The sequence below is a fragment of the Nitrincola lacisaponensis genome (assembly GCF_000691225.1).
Taxonomy (GTDB): domain Bacteria; phylum Pseudomonadota; class Gammaproteobacteria; order Pseudomonadales; family Balneatricaceae; genus Nitrincola; species Nitrincola lacisaponensis.
In genome coordinates this window covers 18,659-32,735 of sequence record NZ_JMSZ01000036.1, presented here as the reverse complement: position 1 = coordinate 32,735, position 14,077 = coordinate 18,659, and the positions used below count along the sequence as shown (strand labels likewise).

Sequence of the window (14,077 nt, the reverse complement as noted above, 5' to 3'; positions counted from 1 at the left end):
ACAAGGAACCTTCATGTCCGGCCTGATTTCCGTTATGCGCCAGAAGCTGCCACTTTACATCCGCCTGATGCGTGCCGATAAACCTATCGGCACCTGGTTACTGCTCTGGCCGACACTCTGGGCGCTCTGGATTGCCTCGGAAGGCGTGCCGACGCCACAACTGCTATTGATTTTCACCCTGGGTGTCTTTCTCACTCGCTCGGCTGGCTGCGTCATCAACGATTATGCTGATCGCCACATCGATGGCCATGTCAAACGCACTGCAGACCGGCCCCTGGCAACCGGGCAAGTCAGTGAACGGGAAGCCCTGGCATTATTTGTCGGCTTGATGCTCAGCGCATTCGTGCTGGTACTGTTTACCAATCGACTCACCATTCAGTTATCGGTGATCGGCGTTGCTCTGGCCTTCTGTTACCCGTTCATGAAGCGCTATACCCACTACCCGCAAGTGGTATTGGGTGCCGCCTTTGGCTGGGCCATTCCCATGGCGTTTACCGCCGTTACCGGAACCTTGCCACTGATTGCCTGGCTGCTGTATCTCGCCAAGCTGTTATGGACGGTGGCCTATGACACGCAATATGCCATGGTTGACCGGGATGACGACCTGAAAATTGGTGTTAAATCCACCGCGATACGCTTCGGACAGGCTGACAAGCTGATAATCGGACTCCTTCAGGGACTGGCCATGCTACTGCTGCTGATCATCGGCCTCTACCTGGATATGAGTTTCTGGTACTACAGTGGACTCATCGCTGCCATCGGCTTTTTCGGCTGGCAGCAGTACCTGATTCGTCAACGCGAACGCGCGCCCTGCTTCCAGGCCTTTCTCAATAACCATTTAGCTGAGCTGGCCGTACTGATCGGAATCGTTTTGCATTATGCCGCCTGATTTTGCAGGTTTTTTACCAAACTGAGCCATACTGTCATATTAATGTAACCAAAACGTCTTGTAATAGTCGGGTTGATAATCACAGTCGAGGTTCATCCATGTCGGTTGCAAAACGTGTACTCATTGTTGACGATGAAGCACCTATCCGGGAAATGATTGCCGTAGCGCTGGAGATGGCAGGCTATGACTGCCTTGAAGCCCAGAACGCACAACAGGCACATGCGGCCATTCTGGATCAGAAGCCGGATATGGTGTTGCTTGACTGGATGATGCCCGGTGTCAGTGGCATCGACTTCGCCCGCAGACTGCGTAAAGATGAAGTCACCGCCGATATTCCCATTATCATGCTCACTGCAAAAGCTGAAGAAGATAATAAAATTCAGGGGCTGGAAGTGGGTGTTGATGATTACATCACCAAACCATTTTCACCACGTGAACTGGTGGCTCGACTGAAAACCGTGTTGCGACGCACAACACCCAAAGGTATTGAAGAACCGGTCACCGTTGATGATCTGACACTGGACCCTGTTTCTCACCGGGTGCTGTCCGAGGAAACACCGGTAGATCTTGGTCCCACCGAGTTCAGACTGTTACAGTTTTTCATGACTCATCAAGACCGAGCCTACTCCAGAAGCCAGTTGCTAGATATGGTGTGGGGCGGTAATGTGTATGTCGAAGAACGTACCGTTGATGTACACATCCGGCGGTTGCGTAAAGCCTTGGGCGAACGCCATGATTATCTGATTCAAACAGTGCGTGGCACGGGATACCGTTTTTCTGTCAAAAACTGAGGCTTGAACCGCCTACTTAACCTGCCGCAGAGACGCGCACATGTATCAGTCCGGAAAGCTGATGGTCTACAGTCTGCTGATCACCCTGCTGGTCAGTGGGTTGATTGGCTGGATACTGGGTTACCCCCGAGAGGCGCTGATTATCAGCCTGTTTGGCTGGTCACTGTACCAGATCTACCTGTTCGAGCGGGTGATGAAATGGCTCAAACGGGAAGATGGCAGCGAACCGCCAGAGGCTCCCGGTGCCTGGGGTGATCTGCTGGATGGCCTTTACCGGCTGCAACGCCGTGGACACGACAAGGAAAGGGCCCTGCGGGGGATTATAAACCGCTTCCAGCACTCATCAGCGGCTCTTCAAGATGCGGTGGTGATTATTGACCAAAAGGATAATCTGGAATGGTGGAATCGTTCAGCGGAACGATTACTGGGGCTGTCACCCAAATCCGACCGTCGTCGCTCCATACTCAACCTGTTACGTGATCCCCGTTTTATTCGCTACTACCGAAAGCACAATTACCAGGAACCGCTGGAACTGACATCCCCCATCAATGAGCAGGTCACCCTGCAGTATCATATTACGCACTTCGGACAGGGTGATCGCCTGTTAGTTGCCCGCGACATTACCCGGTTAAAAAAGCTTGAACAGACCCGACAAAGCTTCGTATCCAATGCCTCACATGAATTGCGTACACCACTAACCGTAATACGTGGTTACCTAGAAACATTTCAGGATCAGGAGTTGCCTAAGCCCCTGATGCGCGGCTTACAGCAAATGGAACAGCAAACTCTCAGAATGGAAGGACTGGTCCGGGATATGTTGATGTTATCCCGTCTGGAGTCAACCGAGCATGTAACTGAAGATGTTTCAGTCGATATTCATCAGATGCTGAAAGAAATCCGCCGCGATGCGCTGATTCTCAGTGGTGACCAACAGCACCAGATCAGCATCGATGCGGATCCCCGCTATGACCTCCTGGGCCAGGACAAAGAACTGCACAGCGCTTTTTCTAATCTGGTCTTTAACGCGGTCAGACACACGCCTGCACAGGCAGAAATACGCATCCGCTGGAAAGTGGACGTCAATGGTGGCCACCTCAGTGTTGAGGATAACGGACCTGGAATAGAACCTTTCCATCTGCCCCGTCTGACAGAACGTTTTTACCGTGTCGATGAAAGCCGCTCCAGTGACAGTGGCGGAACCGGACTGGGGCTGTCAATTGTCAAATACGTCATGGTACGCCATGGCGGTCAGTTGAAAATCCAGAGCAGCCTCGGCAAGGGCAGCTGCTTCAGTTGTCACTTCCCGCCCGATAGCGTCATTGCACTGGAAAATGAAGCACTCGCCACTCATAATGGCTGAAGAGTGGCCTTCCCGGGCCTGTTTTTCTGTCAGCGGAGTATGCTCATGCAAGCTATCCAGATCCATGCGTTCGAACCCGATAACCTCTGTTATGAGACGGTCGACAATCCGATTCCCGGTCCCGGTGAAGTGTTGATCCGCAATCAGGCGGCGGGTGTGAATCCGATCGACTGGAAAACCTGCTCGGGTGGCGGTGCAGCGGGATTTATTGAGTCCTTTCCCTGGACACCCGGCTGGGAATTCAGTGGCGAAGTACTGGCGCTGGGTGAAGGTGTCACCCAATTCAAGGTTGGAGATCCGGTACTGGGATTTATCCGCTTTCCCCACCCGGCTGGCTGCTATGCCGAACAGCTGATTGCACCCGCCAGTGAAATTACCTTGCGCCCGGAAGGTCTGGATGCCACGACAGCCGCAGGTCTGGGTCTGGCTGGCTTAACCGCCTGGCAGGCACTGTTTGATAAAGGACAATTGCAAGCCGCTGAACGGGTGCTGATTCTGGCCGGTGCCGGTGGTGTGGGTCATCTGGCGGCTCAACTGGCGGTTCAGGCAGGTGCACAGGTCAGCGCAACCAGCTCACCTGCCAATCATGCCTATCTGAAAACACTGGGTTGCCAGCAAACACTGGATTATCAGGAGCTGGATATGCGCGAACTGGCAGACACCTATGACCTGATTCTGGACGGTGTCGGCGGGGAGACTGCGATCGATGCGTTACTGGCATTAAAACCAGGTGGCCGACTGGTAACCCTGCCATCGGTGACGGCCGCTCAGGTCAGTGCGGCGGCTGAAGGTTCCGATGTGACCGTGTTACCGATTCGTGTTGAACCCAATGCAGCACAATTGGCGCAACTGGCAGAACGGGCAGCCAAGGGTTTGTTAAAACTCAAGATTGCCCAGGTTCTGCCCTTGTCACAGGCCGCAGAAGCCCACCGGTTAAGTGCCAGCGGGCACATCAGTGGTAAACTAGTTCTGCAGGTTTAAAGCACTGCTGCCAGCAGACGATCCGAGGGCATCGCAGAGCTGTAGTCGCTGACGCAACAGCAATCTGCAGCCCTCTCCACGTATTCCCATGTCCCAACAGTTATACTTGGCCCAGTCTTTCTCAGGCTCCGTGGCCTTGTCATGAAACTCCGGCAATCCTTCACAGAAACCGGCTGTCGTTGCCGCCGTTTCAAAGCAGGCCTTCAGGAACACGCCTTGATTGACGGTGCAGACAAAATTGGAGTCCCGGCACTGGTCAAAACGGGTCAGTGCCTGATCCTGACAACCCTGCTGATCAGTCTCACGTCCGGCCTCGAGACCTTGCGTTCGATAAACTTCGGCATCTTCTGCCCGCTGCTGGTTAAAACCTTCCAGCCATTGCGGTGAAAACAGCCACACCCAAAGACCAAACACCACGGCCAATCCCAGGCCACTCAGTGCAATTTTCTTTCCCATGTCTCTTCCTGCAGCCTTTACATGCGCCGACGATACAGTCCGGCTATCGTTATCAACAGACCGAGACAGCTGAGTAACATACCGCCATTCACTAACAGCGGCTTACGTGCCATCAACGGAATAAAGGGGTGCGGTTGCTGATCACACACCGCCCGAAGATAGTCCCAATGGCCTCCCTCCAGACGGCAGTCACTGATCTGCAACTGCTCATAAAAAAACAGGCCCAGCAGGGCCACACCCGGTACAATTAGTAGTAACAGGCCGATCCGTAGCATCACTCGTTATCACTGATGCCAAGGTTGCTGACACCCTCGTTGATCGCCAGGGTACGCAGATTTTTGATAAATTCACGATTGGGATGCTCTGTCGCCAGCAGGCGTTCCAGCACCTCTTCCTGAAACGCATCTTCATCCTGCATCAAATCATGTGTAGCGATATAACGCATCAACTCTGCATCTGACAGCTGCGGATCAGCCTCATTCACCTCGATGAAAGTCGCCACACACTCACGTGACAAGTCAGCAATACTGGCCGCTTCCGCCGGATCGGCTTCCAGAATACACACCAGGGTTGAATAGAGCGCTACCACTGCATCCAGTGCAGGCATGGCGCCATACATATCAAACTCATCCAGAGAGGGCATATTGGCTTCGACATGATCCAACTGCACTTCAAAGTTCATGCTGGCACCACCGGCCAGCTGCTCCCAGACGCCGTCCAGAATGCGCCGTACCTGTACGGCATCGCCAAACTCCAGTAACCGGGAAAACAGGGTAAAATTCGGCAGCATACGCTCTGTCAATGCCGCTGAAAAAGCGGTCAATTGCCAGGGCTTCATCTCGCCAAGCTGTGCGTCCAGTTGCTGGATATCACTCATTCAGACACTCCGTCAGGGTTTGCATCAATCTCGGGCTATTGTACGTGGTCTGATCAAGGATCTGTAGTAAAAACCGTGTGGTTTTACGCTTTTACGCCGTGATTGACGTTAGGCTATGGCTAATTTCATTGCTATACTAGGGCCTGATTAACAGCCAGCAGCTGACAGGTATCCGTGTTGAATTCCTTCAATCTTCTCAAGTCCATTGCAGATTCACGGGAAAAACTGCGTAAGTCCGAACAGAAAGTAGCTGATTATGTACTGGCTCAGCCGAATGACGTCATCCATATGCGTATTGTGGATCTGGCTTCGGAGGCCAATGTCAGCGAGCCGACAGTGGTACGTTTCTGTCGAGCACTGAACTATGACGGTTTTCAGGACTTCAAACTGACCCTGGCACAGGGGCTGGCGAGTAATGCCAGCTTCGAAAAGTTCTCCATGGACACCAAGGACACGGTGATCGAGTTCAAACAGAAAATTTTTGACTCGATGATCGGCAATCTGATCAACATCCGCGAACAGCTCGACCCGGAAATCCTGGAAGAAGCGATTGATGCACTGGCAAAAGCCAATCGTGTCGAGTTTTATGGTTTTGGTGCCTCCGCGCCGGTCTGTGCCGATGCACAGCACAAGTTTTACCGGCTGATGGTGTCAGCGGCCGCCTATTCTGACCCGCATATGCAAACCATCTCCGCTGTCACTCTGGGGCAGGGAGACGTGGTGGTGGCCATCTCTCAAACCGGACGCACCAAAGATCTGCTGCATACCGTCAAACTGGTCAAGGAAACCGGCGCAACCGTCATTACCCTGTGTCCTGGGACAACCCCTCTGGCTGAACTGGCCACCATTCCGATCCATGTCGATGTTGAAGAAGACAAGGACCTCAGCACCCTGATGTCTTCACGTGTCGTACATCTGGTAGTCATCGATATTCTGGCAGTCGGCGTGGCAATGAAACTGGGACCGGCCCTGTTTGACCACCTCAAAACCATCAAGCGCAGCCTGCGCAGCCTGCGTCAGAATGACCGCCTGCTGCCAACCCGACGCCAGGGCGACGACAGCGACTGACATTTTTCTGTCATCTATACCGCTTAAACTCATACTGGACTAAAGGCCGATTTGAAATCACTGTAAAAATCGGTTAAAAAAGAGTCAGGACAGAGTTTACAGCCGGGAGACGGCTCATCCGGCCGCCTCCTCTTCAATCTGAATAACAGATCGGAGCAAGAGTATGCTGATACGTCAGGAACAGGACCTCGACCCCATCGCCACAGAAGTGTTTGATCTGCTGGTAGGTTATGATGTTGAGGAGCAGAACCGCCGTAAACAAACCGCCACTCGTCGTCTTTTTGAAGCCCGTCGAGCCATCGAAAAACGCCGAGAAGAGGAAGCCCTCGCAGCGTTTGTTGATCGTGAACGATGGTTTGAAGACTAGCGCGATCAGAGTCTGATGATCTGGTGACAGGTTTTATCCACCAGCACCGGATCATGACTGACCAGAACCACGGCGCAGGCATAGTCTCGCGCCACTTCAACCAGCAGTTCAATGATCTGCTGGCCGGTCATCGGATCCAGCCGAGAGGTCGGTTCATCTGCAAACAGCAGCACTGGCCGCATCAGTAGCGCACGCAACAAGGCAATGCGCTGCAACTCCCCACCCGATACCTCATGACTGCAACGCGTCAGTAATTGTGGATTCAGATGCAGGCGCTCCAGTAACGCCGGAATGCGTGATGCATCCAGATCATGCAGCCGGACCAAATCCTTGAGCAGTTGCTGCAGCGGTACGCCCGGCGCAAAGGCGGCAGGCGGATCCTGATAGAGTTTCAGCAGTTGATGGCGTGCAAAGGGTCGTTGATACGTCACTCGGCCTGCCTGCGGCTGCAGATTGCCCAGCAGCAGATCACCCAGTGTACTTTTGCCACAGCCGCTGTCACCGACGATACCGGTGATCTGATGTGGACACAGCTCAAACGACAGCCCCTCAAACAGCATTTTGCCACCACGCTGCTGACTCAAACCCTCAACACGGATCAAGGGTTCCATCACCTGCGGCGATTGTTTGGGTGCCGTCCAGCAGCTCGGATCAGCCGCCAGCAGTTCACGGGTATACTCGGATTGCGGGTCAGCCAGCAACGCCTCTGCCTCACCCTGCTCCATCACCTGACCACGACGCATCACAATCAGGTCACCCCCCAGTTGCCGCGCCACATCGATATCATGAGTGATAGTCAGCAGTGCACCCTGCGTCAGTTGACGCTGTAATAACTGCACCACCTGATCCCGACGACCATAGTCCAGGCCCTTGGTCGGTTCGTCAGCCAGCAGCAGCGAACCACCTGCCGCCGTGGCGGCGACAAAGGCCACTCGCTGAGCCATGCCACCGGAGAGCTGCGAGGGAATTTTTTCCAGTGCGTCTGCCAGACCCAGATGCTGCAAGTCCAGTTCTGCCTGCTGATCAGCCGCTTCCTGCTCCAGCCCCAGTACAAACTGATGCACTTCAGACACCTGACGTCTGGATCTCATCACCGGGTCCAGCGCATGCCAGGGCTCCTGAGGCAACATGGCCAGGACACGCCCCCATAACGCCCGGCGCTCCTGCATCGGCAGTGTCAGCAAGGAGCGGCCATTCAGGCGCACCTCCCCCTCAACCCGCAGCGTTTGCGGGAGCAACCCCATGATGGCTTGTGCCAGCAGGCTTTTACCCGCTCCGGTCTGGCCGAGAATGGTCAGTGGACGCGCCGCTGTCAGCGTACAGCTAAGTGGCTCCAGCAGGCACTGATCACCGGCATGGACACTGAGAGACTTCACTTCAAGCAGTTCAATCATTTTGCTTTCCCCGCCAACAGATTAAATCCCAGTATCAACAGGAAAATCGCCAGAATCGGCTGCGCCAGCGCCCAGGGTGCATCGTTGTAATACGGCAGCAACTCCACCACCATCAGACCCAGCTCGGCGACAGGCGGTTGCAGCCCCACATAGACAAAACCGATGGAGGCCAGTGCCAGAATGGCATTGCCGGCACCAAAAGCGGCCAGGGTCAGCACCGATGGACGGATCGCTGGCCAGATGTGTCGCCGGAACAGATACCAGCGTCCAAATCCCAGTTGCCGGGACGCTTCCAGTTGCGGGCTGCGAATCACCACCTGTGTCTGGGCGCGCACAACACGGTAATACTCAATCCACAACACCAGCGATATCGCCAGATACAGCACCAGAAAAGAGCCCGGTGCAATGGCCGCCAACAGCAACACCAGCACCAGCCCCGGCAAGGCCAGCAGGGTATTGGCAAGAAAATTCAGCAACCGTTCGGTGATACCGCCCATCCAGGCGGCACAGACCCCCAGTCCGGTTCCCAGCAGTGCGGCGGTAGCCACACAAAACAGACTGAGCATCAGCGACAGCCGCAGTGCATCACCCATGCGCGCCAGCATGCTGCGACCGAAATGATCCGTGCCGAACCACTCCTGGGCACTGGGTGCGGCCAGGTAGTTGGACAGGTTCTGGCGAGTGCTGTCACCCTGATGCAACCAGCCTTCCAGTAACGCAAACAGGATCAATGCCATGAGAATGGCTGCTCCCAGCCATTGCGAGCGGCTTAAGCCCGGTATCCAGGCAAGAAAAGGCTTCATTCGGGTCGTCCTCGCGGATCTATCTTGTAACAGGCCAGGTCCACCAGGGTATTCAAGGCCACAAAAAGCAGTCCCATCATCAAGGCAGTTCCCTGAATCATGGGCACATCGCGGGAAAAGATGGCATGTGCCAGTCCGTGTCCTATCCCCGGCCAGGAGAACAGCGACTCAATCATGACGATGCCCTCAATCAGCCCCACCAACTGGATGCCCATAAATGCCACCACCGGTACCGAAAGATTGCGCAGTCCGTGCTGGCGAAAGGTTTGCCACTCGGACAGACCCTTGACCCGGGCAAACTGATAATAGGGTGAGTGAATCACCGCCAGTGTACTGTCACGCACCACACGACTGGACACTGCCGCCAGCGCCAGTGCCAGTGAAAAAGCCGGTAGCACCCAGTCATTCCCCTGACCAAATCCGGCTACCGGAAAAAGCGGCCAGTAGACGGCAAAGGCCAGAATCAACATCAGACCAATCACAAACACCGGTTGTGCCCGCAACAGTGATGACAGCAGCAATAAACTGCGATCCAGCCAGCCACGGGCACGCAAACCCGAGAGTATGCCCAGCGGGAAGGCCATCAGTGCCGCCAGCAGAATCGCCATGACGGCCAGTTCAATTGAATGGCCCAACTGGTGCTTGATCTCATCAATCACCGGAGCGCCGCTGATCAGTGATACCCCCAGATCCAGACGCAGCATATCCAGCAGCCAGTGCAAATAGGCCTGCCAGGCAGGTAAATCCAGCGCCAGCTCCTGTCGCACCCACTCGGCTGCTTCGGCACTGACATTATCCTGCCCATAGCGACCCGCCGCGACCCGATAGGCCATATCACCCGGCAAGCTGCGCATCAAGACAAAGCTCAGTGATCCCACGCCCCAGGCCACCATCACCGCCTGCAGCAGGCGGTTGATCAGAATGCGCTGGATCACTGTGACAGCTCCATCTCATTCAGGTAATAACTGCGTTCAAACGGATCAAAGCGGAAGTTTTCAACACGTTGATTCACCGCCGTAAGCTGAGTGTAAAACGTCACCGGAATCAACGGCAGCTCATCCGCCAGCAGTGCAGCGATACGCTGGGCGGTGGCATGATAGGTGTCAGCATCCATCTCGCCTTCCAGTCGCTTCAGTAGCTCGGCCACGTCGGTGTTATTCCACTGCATGGCACCCCAGTCTCCTCCTTGCGGTGAACCAAAGTCAGACAGCATCACACCCAGCGGATCGGCAATAAAACCATAGTTGCGTGCAATCAAGGCCATTTCCAGACTGCCGTCCTGATGTCCTGCCGGAATAGCGCTGGAGTTGGTCACAGAAACACGCACCTCAACACCCAGTTCAGCCAACTGCGCCTGAATAGCCGTTGCCACCACAGTCAGTTCCGGACGGTCAGCATAGGTGATCAAATTCAGACTGAAACGCTGGTTATCCCGTACCCGAACACCATCACGTCCCATTTCCCAACCCAGATCATCAAGCAAAGCCGCCGCCTGTTGCAGATCACGTTCAATGGGTGGCAGATCGGCAAGGTGCCAGTCAGCCAGGGGAGCCGGAATCAACTGATTTGCTTCTGATCCCGGAGCCCGTAGCACGGCTCGGGCAATACCGGAGCGATCCAGTGCCAGACTCAACGCCTGACGCGCCTCCACCTCTTTGAGAAAAGCATGCCCGCTATCGAGTTTGATCAGAATGGCGCGCGGAATCAGATCACTCTGTACCTGCACATGACTCACGCGGTTCAGCATACCGGTACTGGCCGGATCGACCGTATAGATGATATCCGCCTGACCGCTGCGAGCCTGCAACACCCGGCTCTCGCCACGATGACCGGTCAGGTATTCTGCTGATGCGATGGCAGCAACCTGCCCCCAGTAATCTTCAAAACGTTCCACACCCAATTTATGGGGTGGTGCAAACACAGCGATCTTGAAAGGGCCACTGCCCAGCAGCCGGGTAATGCGCCCCTGATCATCAAATGAATCAGGTGAAATCACCACAGTGGAATAGTGAGCCAACACGGCTGGCAGCAACTGATAGGGCTGGCTCAGTTCAATCACCAGAGCATCCCCGTCAACGGCCAGTCTTTCCACTGGCGCCTGCGCCAGAGGGCCATGCTGTTGCAAGGCATGGCTCAGACTCTGCTCCACACTGGCGGCATCCATCACCCGACCATCATGAAAAACAACGCCATCCCGCAGATGAAAACGCCAGCTCAACTGGTCGTCAGAGACATCCCAGTGCGTTGCCAGGCCCGCCAGGAGTTCACCCTCGGGAGAAACATCCACAAGTGTTTCAACTACCTGCATCCGGGTAAAGACATAGCCATTTTGAGAGGGATTCAAGGTTGTAAATTCAAAGGGGCCACCAATCGTCAAATGATTATTGGCAGGCTGGGCCAACACACTGGGGCTGAACAGACAGCCAATCAGCAGCCCAAAGCAAACGATACGCTTCAGATAACACATAGTGAGTTCCTTGAGAGAGTCAATGACAGCAAAGACGTGAGCCAATACTTTACATTTAAATGATAATGAGTTTCAATCAGTGATTGAAATGTTATATTATAACTCTTGAGGGACATTATGAAAAAAGATATTCACCCGCGATACGACTACGTTGTCTTTCGTGATACAAGTTGCAACCGAACCTTCCGCATCCGCTCAACCTGTCAGTCAACCGACACCATCGTATGGGAAGATGGAAAAACTTACCCATTGATTAATCTGGATATTTCCAGTGCATCACATCCAGTTTACACAGGTGAGAAACGCATCGCCAGCAACGAAGGACGTATCGCCAAGTTCAACAAACGCTTCAAGACACCCAGTTTGCAATAAGGAGAAAATACCATGCAAGTACTCAGTTCGCTCAAAACGGCCAAGACACGCCACCCTGATTGCCAGGTTGTCAAACGTCGCGGCCGCTATTATGTGATTTGCAAAACGAATCCACGCTTCAAGGCATGCCAGGGGCGGGTGAAGAAGCGCTAGTGATATTATTGATCAGGAAAAAGAACCCTCAATGAGGCAAACTGGTGCAGAAATTATAGCCGTCAATAGCGGCACCTGTGCCCCCGTTTCAGCAGGGATCGCAAGGGAGCCAAACTGACGGCGCCAGCTTGCCCACCCAGCTATACTCTGGGCCACTCATCCTCTTCAGACAAGAAAACAGATTGGAGGATATTGTTATTTGACCACTTAAATCTAAATAGATATCATTCGCAAAATCATTGGAATGCTCCAATGCTATATCAAGGTGATAGCAAACGGTGACTCATCCTTCCTTTCAATCCTTAGCCCAGGCTGTCGAGACCTACTACGAAGAACTCCGACGCTTTATTCGCCAGCGCACCGGCTCATCGTCAATTGCAGAGGACGTAGTACAAGAAACCTGGATTCGAGCCAATACCACCTCTACTCCATTGCCCGATAATCCACGTGCTTACCTTTACCGGATGGCAGGCAACCTTGCCATAGACCATATACGCCGGCAAAAAACCTGGGAAAGAGCACTCCCCTCCGTAAATAAAGAGGAGAATGATTATTGTGAAGCCGATACTGAAGACTTACCCAATACTTCACCTGACCCTGTTGAGGTCGCCATTTCCCAACAAGAGCTTGAAGCCCTGAATGCGGCAATACGAGAATTACCCGATAAGTGTCGCGAGGTTTTCCTGCTCTATCGTGGTCACGGCCTCAGCATGCGCGAAATAGCTACTCTTTTAGTCATTTCTGAAAAAACAGTAGAAAAACATATCGCCCGAGCCATGGTGCATTGCCGTTCGCGCCTAAGGGAAGTGGGACGCAATATCTGATGCCATATTCTCCAAATAACCTAGCGGATTTTTTGCTCAAGAATCCTTTTTCAACTACATTATCGCCCATCAGACTAGGGGAATATCCGAGGACTGTTCGTCTTATTCTAGAACGACAGGTATTTTCCATAATCCGACTTTTTTCACCAAGCCCACTAACCTCGGGTACAGGTCGTGACCAATGAACAGTGATAGACTCACCCTGATGGATGAACTGCCCGATACCCTTCTGGAAGAAGCCGCAATCTGGCAAGCCAGACTGCGAGAAGCCAACTTGAACTCCTCCAGTGGACGAAAACTACGTGCCGACTTCAATCAATGGCTGCTGGAGGATACCCGCAATCGTGCAGCTTTTGCTGAAATGGAATCTCTCTGGTTGGCTCTGGAGGCGCCCTTAGAGCAAGTCATCGCGGAAGAGCTGCCCGCTCACAATATCAACACCAACAGCTCTGCAAATGCCACACATGATTCAGCCTGCCAAATGACTACCCGACATGGTTTTTTACGTATGCAAAGCCAAGGATTAGCCCTGGCCTCTTGCCTGGTATTGGCAATACTTGTCACTTTCGGTTGGCAACAGGACTGGCTGACACGCTGGCAGAGCGACTACATCACCCTGGTGGGTGAAAAAATGCCCATTGTTACAGAAGATAACAGCCACATCGTCCTTAACACTAACACGGCGCTGGCTAAAGACTACAACACCCTGGAACGCAGGATACGCTTGCTGAAGGGAGAGGCCTGGTTCGAAGTCGCAGCAAACGACAATCGACCTTTTATTGTCTCCACCAGCCATGGCAGTGTTAAAGTAACCGGCACTCACTTTAACGTTCGTTTGATGAATGATGTCGCCATCATCAGTCTTGATGAAGGCAGAGTAGAGCTGCTTACTCCAAATATGCAACAGGATGCGGCTGTTATACTTTTACCAGGCCAACAAGCCGTGTTGTCGGGCCGGCATATTAGTACCCCAGCACCCTTTGATCGCACCGCCGTTACCGCCTGGCTGCGTGACCAGTTGGTATTCTACAACACGCCTCTGGGGGACGTTGTGGACACTCTCAATCGACACCGTCAAGGACGTATCGTCATCACCAGCAATGAGCTGAAAAACCTTAAAATCAGTGGTATTTTTTCTACCAATACACCCGACTCCGTACTGGAAGTCATCACGAATACGCTACCCATTAATCAGATAAGGTTAACAGACTATCTGGTGCTTCTGCATTGATAAATGCCAATGCATCCAATCCACTTTATATAATTGATATTTAA

At 53.5% G+C, this 14,077-nt stretch carries 17 protein-coding genes; 10 read left to right on the top strand and 7 right to left on the bottom strand.

From position 1 onward, the window contains the following. The first annotated feature begins 13 nt into the window (after positions 1–13). The 4 genes from ubiA to ADINL_RS13470 all read left to right on the top strand — a co-directional run bounded on the left by ubiA (position 14) and on the right by ADINL_RS13470 (position 4,021). Positions 14–889 carry a 4-hydroxybenzoate octaprenyltransferase gene (ubiA, locus tag ADINL_RS13485; protein WP_036549154.1) on the top strand — a complete coding sequence of 292 codons (876 nt, stop codon included), beginning with the start codon at positions 14–16 and terminating at the stop codon, positions 887–889. 98 nt (positions 890–987) lie between these two features. Continuing rightward, positions 988–1,680 carry a phosphate regulon transcriptional regulator PhoB gene (gene phoB / locus ADINL_RS13480; protein ID WP_036549152.1) on the top strand — a complete coding sequence of 231 codons (693 nt, stop codon included), beginning with the start codon at positions 988–990 and terminating at the stop codon, positions 1,678–1,680. Positions 1,681–1,720: 40 nt separating this feature from the next. After that, positions 1,721–3,040, top strand: a complete 1,320-nt coding sequence (phoR, locus tag ADINL_RS13475; protein WP_036549150.1) for a phosphate regulon sensor histidine kinase PhoR — start codon at positions 1,721–1,723, stop codon at positions 3,038–3,040. A gap of 45 nt (positions 3,041–3,085) precedes the next feature. Beyond that, positions 3,086–4,021, top strand: coding sequence for an NADP-dependent oxidoreductase (locus ADINL_RS13470; protein ID WP_036549147.1), 936 nt, complete (start codon positions 3,086–3,088; stop codon positions 4,019–4,021). Here the strand turns inward: ADINL_RS13470 and ADINL_RS13465 are convergent. From ADINL_RS13465 to ADINL_RS13455, 3 genes are read right to left on the bottom strand one after another with little or no spacing between them, the layout of a single operon-like run. Then, a complete protein-coding gene (locus ADINL_RS13465) occupies positions 4,004–4,477 on the bottom strand; it encodes a hypothetical protein (RefSeq protein WP_036549143.1) in 474 nt (157 codons plus the stop codon). The two genes, ADINL_RS13470 and ADINL_RS13465, sit on opposite strands and share 18 nt — an antisense overlap. A 17-nt stretch (positions 4,478–4,494) precedes the next feature. Continuing rightward, a complete protein-coding gene (locus tag ADINL_RS13460) occupies positions 4,495–4,752 on the bottom strand; it encodes a hypothetical protein (protein WP_036549140.1) in 258 nt (85 codons plus the stop codon). Then, positions 4,752–5,354 (bottom strand): YjaG family protein, encoded by a 603-nt coding sequence (locus tag ADINL_RS13455; protein ID WP_036549138.1) that lies wholly within the window; start codon positions 5,352–5,354, stop codon positions 4,752–4,754. Before ADINL_RS13455 ends, ADINL_RS13460 begins: the two co-directional genes overlap by 1 nt. 177 nt (positions 5,355–5,531) lie before the next feature. Between ADINL_RS13455 and hexR the strand changes: the two genes are divergently transcribed. Then, positions 5,532–6,422, top strand: a complete 891-nt coding sequence (gene hexR / locus ADINL_RS13450) for a transcriptional regulator HexR (protein WP_036549135.1) — start codon at positions 5,532–5,534, stop codon at positions 6,420–6,422. A gap of 163 nt (positions 6,423–6,585) precedes the next feature. Beyond that, entirely contained in the window at positions 6,586–6,789 is a 204-nt protein-coding gene (locus ADINL_RS13445; RefSeq protein ID WP_036549133.1) for a PA3496 family putative envelope integrity protein, read from the top strand. A 5-nt stretch (positions 6,790–6,794) separates the two neighbouring features. Here ADINL_RS13445 and ADINL_RS13440 read toward each other — a convergent pair whose 3' ends face one another. From ADINL_RS13440 to ADINL_RS13425, 4 genes are read right to left on the bottom strand one after another with little or no spacing between them, the layout of a single operon-like run. Further along, the gene (locus tag ADINL_RS13440; protein ID WP_036549130.1) at positions 6,795–8,183 is read right to left on the bottom strand and encodes an ABC transporter ATP-binding protein; all 1,389 of its coding nucleotides are present in this window, start codon (positions 8,181–8,183) and stop codon (positions 6,795–6,797) included. Continuing rightward, on the bottom strand, positions 8,180–8,986 hold the full coding sequence (locus tag ADINL_RS13435) for an ABC transporter permease (RefSeq protein WP_051632831.1): 807 nt from the start codon (positions 8,984–8,986) through the stop codon (positions 8,180–8,182). Before ADINL_RS13435 ends, ADINL_RS13440 begins: the two co-directional genes overlap by 4 nt. Then, positions 8,983–9,921: an ABC transporter permease gene (locus ADINL_RS13430; RefSeq protein ID WP_338036399.1), complete on the bottom strand. Its 939-nt coding sequence runs from the start codon at positions 9,919–9,921 to the stop codon at positions 8,983–8,985. The genes ADINL_RS13435 and ADINL_RS13430 overlap by 4 nt, the downstream gene beginning before the upstream one ends. Continuing rightward, positions 9,918–11,453, bottom strand: coding sequence for an ABC transporter substrate-binding protein (locus ADINL_RS13425; protein ID WP_036549127.1), 1,536 nt, complete (start codon positions 11,451–11,453; stop codon positions 9,918–9,920). The genes ADINL_RS13430 and ADINL_RS13425 overlap by 4 nt, the downstream gene beginning before the upstream one ends. 117 nt (positions 11,454–11,570) lie before the next feature. Between ADINL_RS13425 and ADINL_RS13420 the strand changes: the two genes are divergently transcribed. The 4 genes from ADINL_RS13420 (at position 11,571) to ADINL_RS13410 (ending at position 14,033) form a co-directional block, all read left to right on the top strand. Further along, positions 11,571–11,825, top strand: a complete 255-nt coding sequence (locus tag ADINL_RS13420; RefSeq protein ID WP_036549125.1) for a type B 50S ribosomal protein L31 — start codon at positions 11,571–11,573, stop codon at positions 11,823–11,825. A 12-nt stretch (positions 11,826–11,837) separates the two neighbouring features. Beyond that, a complete protein-coding gene (gene ykgO, locus ADINL_RS16285) occupies positions 11,838–11,978 on the top strand; it encodes a type B 50S ribosomal protein L36 (RefSeq protein ID WP_084154532.1) in 141 nt (46 codons plus the stop codon). A gap of 278 nt (positions 11,979–12,256) precedes the next feature. Next, on the top strand, positions 12,257–12,802 hold the full coding sequence (locus ADINL_RS13415; RefSeq protein ID WP_036549123.1) for an RNA polymerase sigma factor: 546 nt from the start codon (positions 12,257–12,259) through the stop codon (positions 12,800–12,802). A gap of 181 nt (positions 12,803–12,983) precedes the next feature. Continuing rightward, a complete protein-coding gene (locus ADINL_RS13410) occupies positions 12,984–14,033 on the top strand; it encodes a FecR family protein (protein WP_036549121.1) in 1,050 nt (349 codons plus the stop codon). Positions 14,034–14,077: the final 44 nt, after the last annotated feature.